Here is a 16,785-nt window from a genome sequence, read left to right as displayed (position 1 = left end):
TTCAGCTCTGGGGCCGGAAGTCAGAATTCAAACCTGCCAGACAAGCAGACAGTCTGATTAGCAGAGAAGGAGTTGGAGTGAAGGCCGCACTGCTCTACGGGCACAACGACCTGCGCATCGAGGACGTGTCAGAGCCTCGCGCCGGGGCCGGCGAGGCGGTCGTCGCCATCCACGCCTCCGGCGTCTGCCCCAGCGACATCCGCAGCTACACCGGTTCCGGCGCCGCCAAACGAGCCCCCTGGACCCCCGGCCACGAGGTCGCCGGCGTGATCAGCGAACTCGGCGAGGGCCCGACCGGCGGCTTCGCCGAAGGGGACCGGGTGGTGCTCGACTGGCGCGGCGTCTGCGGGCGCTGCCACGAGTGCACCCGGGGCGCGGCCAACTTCTGCGAGAACCTGGTGAAATTCCCCATCGCCGGGTTCGCCGAGGCGACGGTGATGCCGGTGACCCAGCTGCGCAAGGTGCCGGACGGCCTGAGCCTGGAGGCGGCCTCGTTCTGCGAGCCGCTGGCCTGCGTGGTCAACGCGCACCGGCAGCTGCCGATGCCGCTGACCTGCAACGTTCTCGTCGTCGGAGCGGGACCGATCGGGCTGCTGCACACCCAGGTGGCGCGCTCCCGGGGAGCCCGCGTGATCGTCGCCGACCTGAAGCCCGAACGGCTGGAGACCGCCCGGAGCCTGGGCGCGCACGACACGATCGAGGGCTCCGACCGGGACGCCGTACTCGCGCTCACCGAAGGGCGCGGCGCCGACGTGGTCATCGTCACCGTGGGCGCCCCCGCCGTGATCTCCACCGCGTTCGAGCTGGTCGCCCGCAACGGCGCCGTCAACCTGTTCGCCGGAACCCACCCCAAGGGCGTCGTCGAACTCAACCCCGACGTCCCCCACTACGACCAGGTCGCCATCACCGGCAGCCACGACTTCATCCCGCACGACTTCGCCACCGCGCTCCGCCTCCTGGAGTTCGGCCTGGTCGACGTCGCTCCCCTGATCAGCCACCGCTTCTCGCTCGACTCGGTGGCCGACGCCTTCGAGACCACAAGGCAGCAGAAGGGTCTCAAATCCCTAGTCGTGTCCGAGCTCTGAGACCCCCGTTCTCCCCCACCTGAGGAAGTCATGACCCACACCAGCTGGCCGCGCCGCCGGATGCACCACGTCTTCGCCCCCGACGGCCGGGCCGTCATCGCCGCGATGGACGCCGGGATCAAGGGCGTCGCCCCCGGCCTGGAGAACGGCCGCGCGGCGGTCCGGCGCATCGTCGACGGCGGCGTGGACGCCATCCTCGCCACCATCGGCCTGGCCCGCGCCGCCGCCGCCGAACTCGGCGGCACCGGCCTCATCCTGGCCCTGGACAGCGAGATCCCCTCCGCCCAGTACGGCGTGAGCCAAGCCGTCCGCTGGGGCGCCGACGCCCTCGAACTCAAGGTCTTCCCCGGCAACCCGTCGGTCACCAAACTCGGCGAACTCCGCGAACTCTGCGCCGAAGCGGATAAATACGGAATGCCGGTCATGGCGGAACCGATCCCGGTGTCGTTCAAGGACGTCGAAGCCCACACGCTGACCAACGTCGCCAACGGCGCGCGCCTGTCCGCCGAGGCCGGCGCCGACTTCGTCAAGGCGCAGTATGTCGGCACCGTGGACGAGTTCCGCAGCGTGGTCGAGGGCTGCCTGGTCCCGGTGCTCGCCCTGGGGGGTCCGATGAAGCCCACCCCGGTGCACGCTCTCCAGATGGCGGCCGACGCCGTCGAGGCCGGAGCGCGTGGCGTCGTCTACGGGCGGAACATCGTCGAGGCCGAACGCCCGGATCGCATGGTGGCCGCGCTGGTGGAGATCGTCCACGGCGGCGCGAGTGTCAAGTCCGCCGCAAAACACCTGAACCCGCCGCTCGGTTAATCAGAAACCCGTCCCACAGCCAGCCGCATAGCCGCCGACCAGACGACTCACCGCTGCGGCTGTCCAGATCACGACTTTCTCATTAATAGGAGGGCCGATGTCTACTCAGCACGCCGCTGTCTTCTATGGGGGCCGGGACATCCGCGTCGAAACCCTGCCGATTCCCGAGCCGGGGCCCGGGGAGGTGCTGATCCGGGTCGGTGCGGCCGGGATCTGCGGGAGCGACGTGCTGGCCTTTCGCGGGCTCGGGCCGTGGCAGCACAGTGCGGACAAGCCCGGACGGGACGGGCATGAGCTCGCCGGTGAGGTGGCCGCGCTCGGGGCCGGGGTGACCGGTTTGAAGGTCGGGCAGCGGGTGGCGGTCGAGCCGAAGCATCTGATTAATTGCGGGGTTTGCCCGGCGTGTGCGGCGGGGCGTACGCATCTGTGTCAGCGGCGGGGTTACGTCGGTGACACGCATGTGACCAGCGAAGGCTTCGCGGAGTACGACCTGTGTCCGGCCGAGCGTGCGCATCCGCTGCCTGATCATGTCTCGCTGGCGGCGGGAGCGATCCTGGACTGTTACGCGTGCGGCGTGCACACGTACAACCTGGTGGAGACCCCGCCGGGGAGCACGGCGGTGATTCTGGGCGCGGGCACGATGGGGCTCACCATGGGCCAGGTCGCGCGGTCTCATGGGTTGAAAGTGCTACTCACCGGGATGAGTCGGGAGTCGCTCGACCTGGCGATCAAGGCCGGGGCCGCCGACGAGGCGGTGCTGGTCGGGGCCGAGGACGTGGCCAAGGCGACGGCCGAGTTGACGCAAGGGCGTGGCGCCGATCTGGTCGTGGACGCGGTGGCCATACCGGAGATCACCCTCCAGCAGTCGGTGGAGCTGGTCACGCCCGGGGGGCAGGTCTGCGTGCTGGGCGTCTATCCGGAGCCGCCGCGGCTCGAACCACATCTGGCGTACGTCAAAGAGGTCTCGCTGCACTGGTCCAACAGCTACGGGAGCTTCCGGGGCGTTTCGGAGTACGCGACCGCGCTCGATCTCGTGGCCTCCCGGACGGTCGCCGCCGACGCGCTCATCACGCATCGCTACCCGCTGGACCGGATCGTCGAGGGCTTCGTCGCCGCCGACGAGAAGGACCGCTCGCTCGCCATGAAAGTCCTCATCCAACCCTGACGGAGGTGATCCCGTTTGTCCTACCTACTCACCGTCGACCAAGGTTCCAGCGGGACCAAGGCCGCCGTCTTCGACACCGATGGGCATTTGCTGCGACAAGCCGCCCGCCGGACCGTGATCGACCACCCTGACGTCGTCGCCGCCGAAGCCGATCCCGAGCGCTGGTGGCTGGCCTTGGTCGAGTGCGTACGCGATGTACTCAACGGCCCCATTCCCGCCGAACTGATCGGCGCGGTGGCGGTCTGCGGCTTCATGCACACCCTGGTTCCCGTCGGCGAGAACGGCACGGTGACCGGCCCCGCTCTACTCTGGCCCGACCAACGCCCGATGGCCGACGGCTCCTGCGTCGAACGAATGCGCTGGTGGGTGGCGGAAAACCCGGAAGCCGCCGCGAAGACCCGCTGGTACCTCCCAGTCAAAGACTTCCTCCGCTACCGCCTGACGGGACAAATCGCCACCGACCGCTACGACGCGGGAGGCACCGGCTTCACCGAGCCAAGATCACCTCGCACAGGCTCACACCAGGCCTGGAGATCACCGGGCTCGAACCAGGGCTTGGGCTCGCACCAGCCCTCACCCGCAAATGGGCATATTTCGCCCGACGCCAGGAATGCGTCACACGAACCGCACGCCTGGTCCTCCGCCGTGACCGCATATGCCGAAATTTCGGTACAACAGCTGCCGCCGATCCGTGAACCGCTCGATCTCGCGGGCGAGATCACCCCCAAGGCCGCCACCCTGACCGGTCTGGCCGCCGGAACCCCGGTGGCCGTCGGGACCGGGGACTGGATGGCGACCCTTCTCGGCGCAGCCGCCGTACTCCCGGAAAGGGCTTGTGTCTATCTCGGCACAGCGGGAGCCATCGGCGGATTCGCGTCGCCGCAAACCGCCGTGAACCTCACAGAACCCCTCTGCTTCGCCGCTACCACCGCGACCGGCTCCGCCCTCACCTGGCTGGCCGACCTGGTCGGCGGCGACGCCCCCACCCTCGCCACCGCCGCCGAAAAAGTCCCCCCAGGCGCGCGCGGCGTGAAATTCCTCCCCCACCTGATGGGCGAACGCGGCGACGCCGCACGCCCGTCGGCCCGAGGCTCGATCCTCGGCCTCACCCTCGCTCACGACCGCTCCGACCTGGCCAGAGCCGTGCTGGAAGGCACGGCCATGTGGCTGCGCACGATCGCCGCGACCGAGCTCGACCGCCGTGACCCGGCCGAACTCGTCGCCGTCGGCGGCGGAGCCCGGAGCGGGGCGTGGCTGCGGATCCTGGCCGCCGTACTCCAGCGCGACCTGCTCGTGCCGGAGACCACCGAGGCAGGCCTGCTCGGTACGGCCATGATCGCGGCCACCGCGATCGACCCCAGCGGCGACGAGGGCGTGGCAGCCCTCATGGACCGATGGGTGCGAACCACCAGAACCGTGCCCGCCGAGCCGGATCTGGTCCGGAGGTACCAACCGCTCTACGAGGAGTTCCAGCTGGCCGAAGTCATGGCCAGAAACAACCTGGAACCCCACAAGTCGTCACGGCCGGTTCCCGGACGTGGACGTCCCCGGTAGCCCGGCCTCAAGGCCGCGCACCTCTCCCAGACAACGCAAAGCGCGCGGGGGCGCTCATACACCGCTACCGAGAACGCCAGGCCAGGAGTGAAGATGCAACACCGATGGAGAATTCTGACGGCGACGTCCGCCGCGGCGGGCCTGCTATTGCTGTCCGCCTGCGGGGAGGACGCCCCCGCCCCCGCGACCGGTGGCGAGGTCACCGGAGCCATCGACGTCTGGATGGGCGACCCGATCGGCGCCACCCAGCAGCCGGTGGTCATCCAGCTCGCCAAGGACTACGAGACCGCCCACCCGGGCACCAAGGTCAATCTGCGCTTCCTCGGCGCGGACGCGCACAAGACCTATCTGACCAGCATCGCGGGCGGCACGGTGCCGTGCGTGGCGCTGATCGGCAACACCTGGAGCCCGGAGTTCGCGGGTCTCAAGGCGCTGGAGCCGATCGCTCAGGATCCGGCCTCGATGCAGGGCACCTACACCCAGAGCATGATCGATTCGACCGTGCTCGACGGGGTTTCCTACGCGGTGCCGTACGACACCGGGGTGCGCGCCCTCATCTACCGCAAGGATCTCTTCGACGCGGCGGGGCTCGCGGCGCCGAAGACCTGGGATGAGGTGCTGACCGCGGCGACGACCGTGCAGAAGGCCAACGAGGGCGTCAACGGGTTCGGCATCGTCGGCGGGAACCAGTGGTACTGGCTGCCGATGATCTGGAACTGGGGCGGCGAGATCGCCACCAACTCCGGCGGCGCCTGGACCGCGAAGGTCAACTCGCCGGAGGCGATCGCGGCCTTCACCTTCTACGCCGAGCTGCTGACCAAGCACAAGCTGGCGCCGGAGGGCTCGGTGACCTGGCAGGGCGCCGACGCGGCCAAGGCGTTCGCGCTCGGCCAGGTGGGCATGATGGTGGGCGGCAGCTGGGACCTGAAGACGATCATCGCCCAGAACCCGGGCATGGAGGCGCAGCTCGCCACCGCGCCGATGCCCAGCGGCCCCGGCGGCAACAACGACACCTTCGCCGGGGGCAGCAACCTGGCCATCTTCAAGGGCTGCACGAACAAGGCGACCGCGAAGAGCTTCGTGGACTTCATGATGCGGACCGACAACCTGGTCCCGGTCACCACCAAGATCGGCCTGCTGCCGGCCACCACGGACGCCCTGGAGAAGGAGCGCACCACCGGCTCGTTCTCCGCGCCGCTGCTCAAGGCCTATGCCGAGCAGGCGCCGAACACCCGGTCGATCCCGGCCGTGTCCACCTGGGGCAAGGTGGAGGGCACCGGCGCGATCGTGAACGCGATGCAGTCGATCATGAATGGTCAGAAGACGGCCGAGGCGGCCATGCAGGAGCTGGCCGGCCAGATTGACGCGGCGATCGGTCAGCAATGACCCTCACCGCACAGGAGAACCGGAGGGCGGGCGCGCCCCAGCGCGCTCGTCCCCCCCGGCGCTCCCTCCGCCTCGACCGGTTCGGCCTGCCCAGCCTGCTGCTCGCCCCGCTGCTCGCGGTGGTGGTCGGGGTGGTCGGCTACCCGATCGTGCGAACCATCTGGCTCTCCTTCCACGAGGGCGAGTATCTGATCTCGGGCCCGTTCAACGGCCTGGACAACTACACCGCGCTGTTCGCCGACCCCTACTTCGTGGCCGCGCTGATCCGCACCACGCTCTTCGCGGTGGTCTGCGTCTGCTGCACCCTGCTGATCAGCCTGGCGGTCGCGCTGGTGCTGGACGTGGGGTCGTGGCTGACCAGGATCGTGACGGTGATCGTGCTGCTGCCGTGGGCGATGCCCCGGGTGGCGTCCGGCATCGTCTGGAAGTGGATCTTCAACGATCAGTACGGCATCGCCAACTGGCTGCTGGTCAGCCTGGGCTTCGACCAGTTCCAGGGCTACGCCTGGTTCAACAGCGGGTTCAGCTCGCTGGTGGCGATCACCATCGCGGTGGTGTGGCATTCGGTGCCGTTCATCGCGATCTCGATGCTGGCGGGGTTGCGGGCGACGCGCGGTGAGGTGCTGGAGGCGGCCCGGGTGGACGGGGCGAACTTCATGCAGCTGCTGCTGCGGATCCGGCTGCCGATGATGAAGCCGCTGCTGACCATCCTCGGGGTGATGTCGACGATCTTCGCCTACCAGTCGTTCGACCACTTCCTGGTGATGACGACGCCGCCGGGCGGGCCGAGCCACAGCACCGAGGTGTTGTCGCTGCTGACCTGGTTGCAGGCGTTCACGGTGCTCGATCAGGGTGCGGCGGCGGCGATGGCGGTGGTCACCTTCGTGCTGCTCGCCGGGATCACGGCGGTCTACGTGCGGCTGTCGAAGGAGGACAAGTGACGAAACGTGTGCTCCTTTATGCGGCGATGCTGGGCATTGTCGTGGTGAGCCTGTTCCCGTTCTTCTGGATGGTCGTCACGTCCCTCAAACCGGACGCGGACATCTTCACGAAGACGCCGGAGTTCCTGCCGACTTCGCCGATCTTTGACCGGTATCTGCATTTGTTCGATGGTCCGGTGCCGCGGCAGTTCCTGAACTCGGTGCTGGTGGCCGGGGCGACGACGCTGATCACCGGGGTGATCGCGCTGCTGGCGGGGTACGCGCTGGCGCGGTACAAGATCCCGCTCAGGCGTTACCTGCTGATCGTGATCCTGTCGATCCAGATGTTGCCGCAGACCGTGCTGGTGATCCCGCTGTTCGTGGTGTTGCGCAACACCGATCTGCTGGGGACCTATCAGGGGCTGATCCTGTCCCATCTGGCGCTGACGGTGGGGCTCGCGACGTACATGCTGCGGAGTTTCTACCTGGACATCCCGGTTGAGCTGGAGGAGTCGGCGATGGTGGACGGCGCGAGCCGGTTGAAAGCCGTCCGGCTCGTGGTGTTCCCGCTGGTCTGGCCCGGGCTCGCCGCCAGCTCCATCTACGGATTTATCACCTCTTGGAATGAGCTGATGTTCTCGGCCACCTACATGCAGCAGTCGGAGCGGGAGACGCTGCCGGTCGCGTTGCAGCAGTACTTCTCCAGCTACTACTCGGACTGGGGCGGCGTGATGGCGGCGAGCGTGATCTTCACGATTCCGGTGGTGGTGTTCTTCCTGCTGGTCCAGAAGCGGCTGATGCAGGGCATGGTCGCGGGCGCCGTCAAGGGCTGACCCCGCTAGAGAGGATTCATTGTGTTGAAGCTTGGCGTGCTGGGTGTGGGCGCGATCGCCACCGTCGACTACGGGGTGCTGCCCAATCTGCACCACATCGCGGACAAAGTTGAGCTGGTGGCGCTGGCCGATCCCGTTGAGGAGCGGGTGATCGACGCGGCGAAGCGGTTCGGGGCGGCGGAGACGTACTCCTCGCTGGAGGCGATGCTCGACGGCGCGGACATTGACGCGGTGCTGAACCTGACGCCGATCCCGGCGCACGGGTCCACGTCGCTGCAAATCCTGCGGGCGGGCAAACATCTCGCGACGGAGAAGCCGCTGGCCACGACGATGGCCGACGCCGACGCCATCATCGAGGCGGCGCGGGAGGGCGGGCTGAAGGTCGTCTGCTCGCCGCCGAACATGCTCTACCCGACCAGGATCGAGGCCGCCCGGCTGATCCGCGAAGGCCGCATCGGAAAGGTGGCGTTCGCGAAGGTCCGCGCCTCGCACGGCGGCCCGGCGTCGATGATGAACTGGCCGACCGACCCGACCTGGTTCTACCAGGAGGGCTCGGGGCCGCTCTTCGACGTCGGTGTGTACGGCATCACGGAGGTGCTTGGCCTGCTCGGCCCGGCCAAGCGGGTGAGCGCGTTCTCGGGCATCACCGAACCGACCCGGGTGGTGCGTTCCGGGCCTTTCGCAGGCAAGGAGATCACGGTTACCACCGATGACAACACGCTGATCATGCTCGACTTCGGGGGCGGGACGTTCGCGGTGGTGGACGGGACGTTCAACGTGAACGCCGCGAAAGGGCCCCGGCTGGAGGTGTTCGGGCGGGCGGGCACGCTCAACCTGCCCAACAACATCAACCAGAACGGCGGGCGGACCATCGACCTGTTCCTGCTGGACGCGGTCGGCGGGCTGAGCGGGTGGATCGATGTGGATCTCGCGCACCTGGAGCCCGCACAGCAGCGGGTGGACAAGCTGCGGCGGGCGCTGCTGGTCGATCATCTCGCCGATCTGGTGGCGGGTACGGCGACCGAGGTGATGGGCGCCGATGTGGCCAGGCACGCACTGGAAATCATGCTCAAAGCGCACGAGTCCGCACGAACCGGACGGGCGATCGAGCTGGAATCGTCCTTCTGATACTCGGAGCCGCCGGAGGGCAATGAGGCCTACCGGCGGCTTCGGCATGCTCGGCCCGGTTCCCCGTGGGAAAGACTATTCTTACCGGATCATCACACCGAGCGTGCGGGCCGATGCCCCCGGAGGTCCTGAGATATGGCACAGGGCTCATTGCGTCCGCAGAAGACGGCCATGCTGGTGGCCCAGCGCATCGTCGCGGACATCAACCGGCGGGGTAATACCGTCGGTGACCGGTTACCGCCCGAGAAGGTGATGCTCGACACGTACGAGGTGGGTCGCGGGACCCTGCGCGAATCCCTCCGGTTCCTGGAACTCCAGGGGGTGCTCTCGCTCAAGCCAGGCCCTGGCGGCGGGCCGGTCGTCCAGCAGCCCGACGCGTCCAGCCTCGCCACCACACTCACCCTGCTGCTCCAGTTCGAGCACGCGCCGTTCCGCACGATCAACGAGGCCCGCTCCAGCCTGGAGCCGATGATCGCGCACCTGGCCGCCGAGCGGCTGAGCGCGGAGCAGCTCGCCGGGCTCAAGTCCAGTCTCGACACCATGCGCGATCACCTGGACGACCAGAACGTCTTCCTGGCCGAGAACAAACGTTTCCACGAACTGATCGCCCGCGGCTCGGGCAACCCCATGTTCCGCTATCTGATCGACGCCCTGCTCCAGATCCTGGACAACTCCGCCATCGGCCATCTTGAGGTACGGCGTTCCGCCGTCCACGAAACCCATACACGCATCTACCAGGCCCTGGCCGACCGCTCCCCCGAAGCCGCAGCCACCGCGATGGCCGAACACATCAACGAGTACATCCGCCAGGCCGAAAACAAGAACCCCGGAGCCCTGGCCGCCCCCATCGTCTGGGGCTAACCGTTCTCGTGGATGAGCTGGCCCTCGGCGAGCGAGTCAGCCTGCTCGATCGTGGTCGACAACGGTTTCTCGACCACGAAGCACAGGGCGGCCACGGAGAGGATGGCGAGCGGGGCCATGACCAGGAAGATCGGGAGCAGGGCCTCGTTGTAGGACTTGATGATCGGTGTCCGGAGCGCGGCGGGAAGCGAGTTCACCAGGGCGGGGGTGAAGGAGTTCGAACCGGACGCGGTGCCGGCGCTCGCCGGTAACCTCTCGGCGAGGAACGAGGTCAGGCGGGCCGCGAACACCGCGCCGACGACCGCGGAGCCGAGCGTGGCGCCGGTCTGGCGGAAGTAGTTGGTGGCCGCCGTCGCCGTGCCCACCTGGGTGATGGGGAACGAGTTCTGCACGATCAGGACCAAGATCTGCATCGTCATGCCGACGCCGATGCCCAACACGCCCAAGTAGACACAGGCGACCGGGGTGGGTGTGCTGACTTCGAGCGTCGACAGCAGGACGAGGCCGGCGCCCATGACGAGGGAGCCGATGATCGGGGACAGCTTGTACTTTCCGGTCCGGGAGACGATCTGGCCTGAGGTGACCGACGCCAGCAGCAGGCCGCCCATCATCGGGATCATCAGGAGACCGGCGTGCGTGGCGTTGGCGCCGGTCACCATCTGCAGGTAGGTGGGCATGTATCCGATGGATCCGAACATGATCACGCCGGTGAACAGGGCCGCGATGGTCGCCAAGTTGAAGTTGCGGTCCTTGAACAAGGTCAGCGGGATGACGGGTTCTTTCGCCCGGGACTGCACGAATACGAACAGGACGGCCACGGCGACCGTGAAGACGCTCAGCCCGATGATCTCGGGGGAACTCCAGTCGTACTGGGAGCCGCCCCAGGTGCCGACCAGCACCAGCGCGGTCGTCGCGGCGGCGATCAGCGCCATGCCCAGGTAGTCGATCCGCGGCCGTTCGGCGCCCGTACGCCGGGGAATGCGCAGGAAGAGCATTGCCGCGACGATGGCCAGTGCCCCGAGCGGAATGTTGATCCAGAACGCCCACCGCCAGCCGGGACCCTCGGTGAACCAGCCGCCGAGGAGCGGTCCGGCCACGGACGCGAAGGCGAAGACGGCGCCCATGATTCCCATGTACTTGCCGCGATCGCGGGCCGGGACGACGTCGGCGATCGCTGCCTGGGAGAGGATGATCAGCCCGCCGCCGCCGAGTCCCTGGAAGACACGACCCACGATCAGCCACTCGATCGTGCCCGCTAGAGCGCCCGTCACGGAGCCGGCCACGAACGCGAGGATCGCCGCGATCAGGACGGGGCGCCGGCCGACCAGGTCGCTGATCTTTCCGTAGACGGGCATCATGATCGTGGAGGCCAGGATGTACGCGGTGATGACCCAGGTCATGTGGTCGACGCCGTGGAGTTCGCCGACGATGGTCGGCAGGGCGGTCGACAGGACGGTCTGGTTCAGTGACGCTAACAGCATCGTCACCATCAGGCCGGCGAACAGCAGTTTGAGGCTGCGGGTCGGGCTCTGTTGTGGGGGCGCCTCCGTGGGGGCGGACAGGGTCATGAAATGTCCTCCAGGACCTTTTTGAATGTGGCGATGGCCGACTCGATGGCGGCGGTTTGATCGGGTTCGACGCTGCCTGGATCGCGTGCGTAGACGAATCGCAGGACGGTGCCAGCGAGCATCAGCAGGGCGCGTGAGGATTCGCGTGCGGCCGCTCCGGAGGCTGACAGCTTGTCGTCGAGGATCGTTTCGACCAGGCGTTCGGCTGCGGAGACGTGGTGCAACAGCCGTTCTCGCAGTTCGGGGAAGCGGTGGGTCAGGGCCGCGCGTTCCCGGTAGGACGAGCTGTCGGCGATCGTCGAGCGGAGAATCGCCACGATCAGGCGGATGGTGCGGGTGAACTGGTCGTTCTCGTCGCCGTCGAGGAAACGGTTCAGGGCGTCCTCGGGGACCGTGGGGGTGCGGGTGCCCAGGACGGCGTCCTCTTTGGTGGCGAAATAGTTGAAGAAGGTGCGTCTTGATACGCCCGCGCGGTCGGCGATCGCTTCGACGGTCACTGCCGAAAGGCCGTGTTCCATCACCAACTCGACTGCTGCCCTGTTCAGGTCCTTGATCGTCCTGAGCCGGTGGCGTTCTCTGAGCCCGGGCGATGATGCGTGCATGCATGCACTCTATGCATTAGTGCAAGTTTGCCCAAGTGCAAGATCCATCTGCGGTGGTGGCATGGGTGGTTTGTCAGCATTTTCGCGGCATTTCCGGCTGGCCGCTCGGATCGTGTGGCCCCGGATCGATTGCCTCCTACCAGCACAAGAGCGACCGGAACTGCCGATCATCCGCCTGAGGTCGTTTGGCGCGTCGATCTTCAAGGGTGCGCCAGCGGCGGTCCCGGCCCAGAGCACGAGCAGATCGGTCACGACCGACGGGCTGTGCGCAGCCACCCGCGGATCCCGCCTCAGATCCGGCGCTCGATCATGGGGGCGCCTCGCGGTCGGATGGCTCGTCTGCATTGGCGCGTATGTCAGCCTGACGAGGTGCGGTCCTGGGTGTCGGGGGTGACCCCGGCCGCGCGGAGGGTGTTGCGTTGTACGCGCTGTGATGGTGTTTTCGGGAGGTCCGCGACGAATCGGAGATAGCGCGGGACGGCGAAGTCGGGGATGCGGGTGTCGCACCATTCCCAGACTTCTTCGGGGGTGACCTCCTCCCGCACGATCAGGTAGGCCATCACCTCGTCTTCGCCTGTTTCGCCGGGTACGGCGATCACGCAGCACTCCTCGACGGCCGGGTGCGCCAGGATCGCCAGTTCCACCTGGAAGGAGCTGATGTCCTCGCCGCTTCTGCGCAGCTTGTCCTTAATCCGGTCGACGAAGTAGAACCAGCCGTCCGCGTCCCGGCGCAGCATGTCGCCGGTGTGGAACCAGAGGTTGCGCCATGCTTCGACGGTGATGTCGGGCATGTTGTAGTAGCCGGTGCTGCAGATGAACGGGACCTTCGGCCGGACGATCAGCTCGCCAGTCACGCCGACCGGGACCTCCTCGTCGGTTTCGGGGTCGACCAGGGCGACGTCGAACCATTCGTCCGCTTGCAGGCCGACCGCGCCCGGCGGGCGGTCCTCTCCGTACGGCGTCATGATCGGGGCCGTGATCTCGGTCAGGCCGAAGACGTCGACGAACGCCTCGATGCCGTACCGCTCGCGCATGGGTTCCTGGATCGACAGGGCGCCACCTGCGGCGAAGACGCAGCGCAGGGGGTTGTCGGCGTCGTCGGGACGTGGGGGTTGCCGCCAGATGCCGTCCATCATCGCGCCGGCGAAGGTGGTGACCGTGACGCGGCTTTCGCGGATCTGGTCGATCCAGTCGGATGCGCTGAAACCGCTGCGCAGGACGAATCTGGCGCCAGCTACCAGGGTCGGGTAGGCCGCCATCAGCTGGGCGTTTCCATAGAAGAGTGGAGTGACCACCATCCAGGCGTCCTGGGGGGTCAATCGGGTGAGGGAGACGCAGAGGTCGGCGAAGAAGTACATCTGGGCGTGTGGCATGGCCACACCTTTGGACAGGCCGGTCGTGCCAGAGGTGAACAGGACCGAGGCCAGGTCACGCGGGTTGACCACCGGCAAGTCGGAAGGGCTCGACGGTCGGGTCTCGGGGATCTCCCCCGTAGCCTCGGGGATCTTCTCCATAGCCTCGGAAATCTCCCCAACAGCCTCGGGGATCTTCCCCGTGGTCTCGGGCGTCTCCCCCGTGGATGAATCGTTCTCCAGGTCCTCCCAGGGCACGGCCTCCCAGCCCGCGCTGCACAGGACCTCAATGGCATGATCGCGGCTACCGGTATCGATCACCCAGAACTTCTCGATGTCCGTGGACGCTGTGGCTATTCGGACAAATCGTTCGGCGTAGATGTCGTCGACCACGGCGTACCTCGCCCGGATCGTCCGTATCTGGTGGGCGAGGAACTCCTCCTCGTACGCCGTGTTGACCGGTACCTCCACCAGCCCGGCCATCCCGCAACCCAGCCAGGTCCGTACGAACCTGGAAGAGTTCCCCGCCACGACCACAACCCGGTCGCCCGGCACCGCCCCGGCCGCGAGCATGGCGCGCGCCACCGTCTCGGCGGCAGCCAGCATCTGCCCGAACGTCCAGGTCCGACCCTCTTCTGGCGCATCGAGCCACACCGCGTCCGGCCGATGCGCCGCCTGATGTCGCAAAACGGTCGGAAGCGCCCAGTCCTCCCGGTCACCGAAGGTCGGCCGCAGGTCACGGTAGTGCCTCACAAGCTCGCCCTTTCGCTCCGACCAGGCTTCCGATGATCCCGGAACTGCCCGCCCAGTCGTGGGCGCAACGCTCATCAGACGGATTACTCACCGACCAGAAAGAGCGATCGACTTACTCTCCAGATATATGCCGAAATCTTCCTTGAAACCGCCGAATGCCTGCGGCCGTCCGTTCAAGCTCACCATTTCGCTCCGAACCCGCCGGGCGACCGCCAGCGCGCGCCCCTCGTCCGCGCTCCACACCGACGCCGACCGCCGCGAATCATTCGCGATCGCCACGGCCTGCTCCTCGCTGTCGTACGCGATGACCACGAGCACCGGCCCGAAGACCTCCTCCCGGGCCAACCCGCCGGGAACATCGGCCAGCAGCGTCGGCGCCACGAACCACCCCGGCAGTGCCGGCAGCGAACCACCGGTCACCACCCGCGCACCCGCGTCCGCGCCCTGCTCGATGTAGCTCCGCGCCCGGTCCCGCTGCCGCTTGCCGACCATCGGCCCGACCGTGGTCGCCGGATCCATCGGATCCCCCACCCGCTGCCCGCGCAGCGCTTCCGCCACCGCCTCCACCAGGGCGTTCTCCCGCGCCCGTGGCACGAGCAGCCGCGTCTGCGCGATACGCGCCGCCCCGTTGTCCAGCAACGCCACCGGCAGCAACGCGGCAACCACCTGATCGAGATCCGCGTCATCGAGAATGATCGCCGCCGACGTCCCGCTCAGTTCCAGCGTCAGCCGCGCGATCCGGTCCGCGCAGGCGGCCATCACCTCACGCCCGGCCACGCCACTCCCGACAAAGGCGACCTTGTCCACCTGCGGATGCTCGACCAGATGCGCCCCCGCGGCCCGATCCCCAGGCAGCACGCTGAGCACATCCTCCGGCAGGCCCGCCTCGGTCAGCGCTTCGGCCAGGTGGTAGGCGGTGAGCGGCGTCTCCGGCGACGGCTTCAGCACAACCGAACAGCCCGCCGCCAGGGCAGGGGCCACCTTGAGGGCGGGCATGCTGAGTGGCCCGTTCCAGGGAGTGATCGCCGCCACCACCCCGACCGGCTCCCGCGTGACCAAACTGGTGTGGACGCCATCGGTGCGCCGCTCGTCGTACGGGAAGTTCTCCGCCACATCCGCGTAATACCGCAGATGCCTGATCGCATCGGGCACGTGCACCCGGTCGCTGAACCCGATCGGGCAACCAAGCTCGGAGGTGATCAGCCGGGCGATCTCCGACGCCCGTTTCTCCAGCAGGTCGGCGGCGGTCCGCAGCACCCGCGCCCGCTGTTCCGGCGCGGCATCGGCCCAGATCCTGGACTCGAAACCGGCCCGCGCCGCCGCCACCGCGTCGTCGATGTCGGCCAGCGAGGCCAGCGCGGCCCGGCCCACCCGCGCCCCCGTCGCCGGATTGCGCACCTCGATCAGTTGTGAACCCGTCCCCGTGACCCAACGCCCACCGATGAACACTTCCGAACGTTCCGTCACGCAGGTCCCGACCTTCTATTTCATGATAATCAATAGAACCTAGTCACCATCGGAATACCGGTCAAGAACGCCTCCGTACCCCGTTGAACTCTGGTACGGCGTGGCGCGTACTCCTCAGTGCATCACCGGAACGGGCCAAGGGGCCCGCCCTGAGGAGGTGGAGCAAGTTGAGCGGATCCGTCGATCTGGCGTTGTTGCGAAATGGCGCACACAGCCCGTCGTACTTCGCACTGAAGCGCGGTTCATCCGGCCATCGGCGTGATCTGGTGGATTTCTGCATCCCGTGCAACCCGTACTTCCCGACCAAGGACATGTTCGAGGGCCTGAGCCGGAACCTGGTCGACGTGCTCAAGTACTACCCGAGCGACTCCGACACGATCACCAAGGAGCTCTGCTCGACGCTCGGCCTCAACCCCGCCACGGTCGCCATGGGCAACGGCTCCACCGAGTTGATCACCTGGATCGACCACCTGATGGTCCGCGAAAGCCTCGCCATCCCCGTCCCCACCTTCGGCCGCTGGACCGACCAGCCCCTGGAAACCGGCAAACGCGTCGACATGTACCCACTCCTGGAGACTCAGGGCTTCCGGCTGGACGTCGAGTCGTATATCCGTTTCGTACGGGATCGCGGGTCGAAGGTGGCCGTCATCTGCAACCCCAACAACCCCGACGGCGGCTACCTGGCCCGGCACGAGGTCATCCGCATGCTCGACCGCCTCACCGACCTCGACCTGGTCATCGTGGACGAATCCTTCATCGAGTTCGTCGACGCCGAACCCTACGCCAGCGTCGCCGACCAGGCCGCCATCCGCCCCAACGTGATCGTCCTCAAAAGCCTCGGCAAGAACTTCGGCCTCCACGGCATCCGCTTCGGCTACCTAATCTCAAACCCCGCCATAGCCGGAAAAATCCGTAAATCCGTGCCGAAATGGAACCTGAACTCGTTCGCCGAAGTCATCGTCTTCATGCTCAAAGAGCACATGCAGGAATACCAGCACAGCCTCCGCCTGCTCGCCCACGACCGCGAAACCATGACCCGCCAACTCCGCTCCCTGACCGGCCTCACCGTCTTCCCCTCCCAAGGCAATTTCGTCCTGGTCAAACTCCCTCCCGGCAAAGACGGCCGCGACCTCCGCGACTACCTGATGTCCGAACACGGCGTCTTCGTCAGAGAATGCGGCAACAAACTAGGCACCACCAGCCAATTCCTCCGCCTGGTAGTCCGCCCCCACGCCGACGTCCAACGCCTCCTCATCGGCCTCTACACCTACCTCTGCGCCCCCACCCACCCCCAAGCCGAACTC

Annotated in this window: 14 protein-coding genes; 10 read left to right on the top strand and 4 right to left on the bottom strand. The window is 67.3% G+C overall.

All coding sequences use genetic code 11. From position 1 onward, the window contains the following. The first annotated feature begins 77 nt into the window (after positions 1 to 77). From Amac_RS50375 to Amac_RS50335, 9 genes are all read left to right on the top strand, one after another. Complete coding sequence (locus Amac_RS50375; protein WP_155361540.1) at positions 78 to 1,085, top strand: zinc-binding dehydrogenase; 1,008 nt, start codon at positions 78 to 80, stop codon at positions 1,083 to 1,085. 30 nt (positions 1,086 to 1,115) lie between these two features. Then, positions 1,116 to 1,892 carry a class I fructose-bisphosphate aldolase gene (locus Amac_RS50370; protein ID WP_155361539.1) on the top strand — a complete coding sequence of 259 codons (777 nt, stop codon included), beginning with the start codon at positions 1,116 to 1,118 and terminating at the stop codon, positions 1,890 to 1,892. 97 nt (positions 1,893 to 1,989) lie between these two features. Next, on the top strand, positions 1,990 to 3,057 hold the full coding sequence (locus tag Amac_RS50365) for a zinc-dependent alcohol dehydrogenase (RefSeq protein WP_155361538.1): 1,068 nt from the start codon (positions 1,990 to 1,992) through the stop codon (positions 3,055 to 3,057). Positions 3,058 to 3,072: 15 nt separating this feature from the next. Then, a complete protein-coding gene (locus tag Amac_RS50360) occupies positions 3,073 to 4,611 on the top strand; it encodes a xylulokinase (RefSeq protein ID WP_155361537.1) in 1,539 nt (512 codons plus the stop codon). A gap of 93 nt (positions 4,612 to 4,704) precedes the next feature. Continuing rightward, positions 4,705 to 5,997 (top strand): extracellular solute-binding protein, encoded by a 1,293-nt coding sequence (locus tag Amac_RS50355; RefSeq protein WP_155361536.1) that lies wholly within the window; start codon positions 4,705 to 4,707, stop codon positions 5,995 to 5,997. Next, positions 5,994 to 6,938 carry a carbohydrate ABC transporter permease gene (locus Amac_RS50350; RefSeq protein WP_155361535.1) on the top strand — a complete coding sequence of 315 codons (945 nt, stop codon included), beginning with the start codon at positions 5,994 to 5,996 and terminating at the stop codon, positions 6,936 to 6,938. Before Amac_RS50355 ends, Amac_RS50350 begins: the two co-directional genes overlap by 4 nt. Further along, a complete protein-coding gene (locus tag Amac_RS50345) occupies positions 6,935 to 7,750 on the top strand; it encodes a carbohydrate ABC transporter permease (RefSeq protein ID WP_155361534.1) in 816 nt (271 codons plus the stop codon). Before Amac_RS50350 ends, Amac_RS50345 begins: the two co-directional genes overlap by 4 nt. 21 nt (positions 7,751 to 7,771) lie before the next feature. Continuing rightward, positions 7,772 to 8,878, top strand: a complete 1,107-nt coding sequence (locus tag Amac_RS50340) for a Gfo/Idh/MocA family protein (RefSeq protein ID WP_218041759.1) — start codon at positions 7,772 to 7,774, stop codon at positions 8,876 to 8,878. 135 nt (positions 8,879 to 9,013) lie between these two features. Beyond that, positions 9,014 to 9,739 carry a FadR/GntR family transcriptional regulator gene (locus tag Amac_RS50335; protein ID WP_155361532.1) on the top strand — a complete coding sequence of 242 codons (726 nt, stop codon included), beginning with the start codon at positions 9,014 to 9,016 and terminating at the stop codon, positions 9,737 to 9,739. Here Amac_RS50335 and Amac_RS50330 read toward each other — a convergent pair. From Amac_RS50330 to Amac_RS50315, 4 genes are all read right to left on the bottom strand, one after another. Further along, positions 9,736 to 11,307, bottom strand: a complete 1,572-nt coding sequence (locus tag Amac_RS50330; protein ID WP_155361531.1) for an MDR family MFS transporter — start codon at positions 11,305 to 11,307, stop codon at positions 9,736 to 9,738. The genes Amac_RS50335 and Amac_RS50330 overlap by 4 nt on opposite strands. Next, positions 11,304 to 11,909 carry a TetR/AcrR family transcriptional regulator gene (locus Amac_RS50325; RefSeq protein ID WP_155361530.1) on the bottom strand — a complete coding sequence of 202 codons (606 nt, stop codon included), beginning with the start codon at positions 11,907 to 11,909 and terminating at the stop codon, positions 11,304 to 11,306. The genes Amac_RS50330 and Amac_RS50325 overlap by 4 nt, the downstream gene beginning before the upstream one ends. Positions 11,910 to 12,265: 356 nt before the next feature. Further along, a complete protein-coding gene (locus tag Amac_RS50320; protein ID WP_246269221.1) occupies positions 12,266 to 14,014 on the bottom strand; it encodes an AMP-binding protein in 1,749 nt (582 codons plus the stop codon). 87 nt (positions 14,015 to 14,101) lie between these two features. Further along, complete coding sequence (locus tag Amac_RS50315) at positions 14,102 to 15,481, bottom strand: aldehyde dehydrogenase family protein (RefSeq protein WP_155361528.1); 1,380 nt, start codon at positions 15,479 to 15,481, stop codon at positions 14,102 to 14,104. Between the two features lie 167 nt (positions 15,482 to 15,648). Here Amac_RS50315 and Amac_RS50310 point away from each other — a divergent pair. Further along, a partial coding sequence (locus Amac_RS50310; RefSeq protein ID WP_155361527.1) for a pyridoxal phosphate-dependent aminotransferase occupies positions 15,649 to 16,785 on the top strand: 1,137 nt, incomplete at its 3' end.

The sequence above is a fragment of the Acrocarpospora macrocephala genome, assembly GCF_009687865.1.
Lineage (GTDB): Bacteria > Actinomycetota > Actinomycetes > Streptosporangiales > Streptosporangiaceae > Acrocarpospora > Acrocarpospora macrocephala.
The sequence above is the reverse complement of the archived record's forward strand: the minus strand, read 5'-3'. Positions and strand labels throughout refer to the sequence as shown.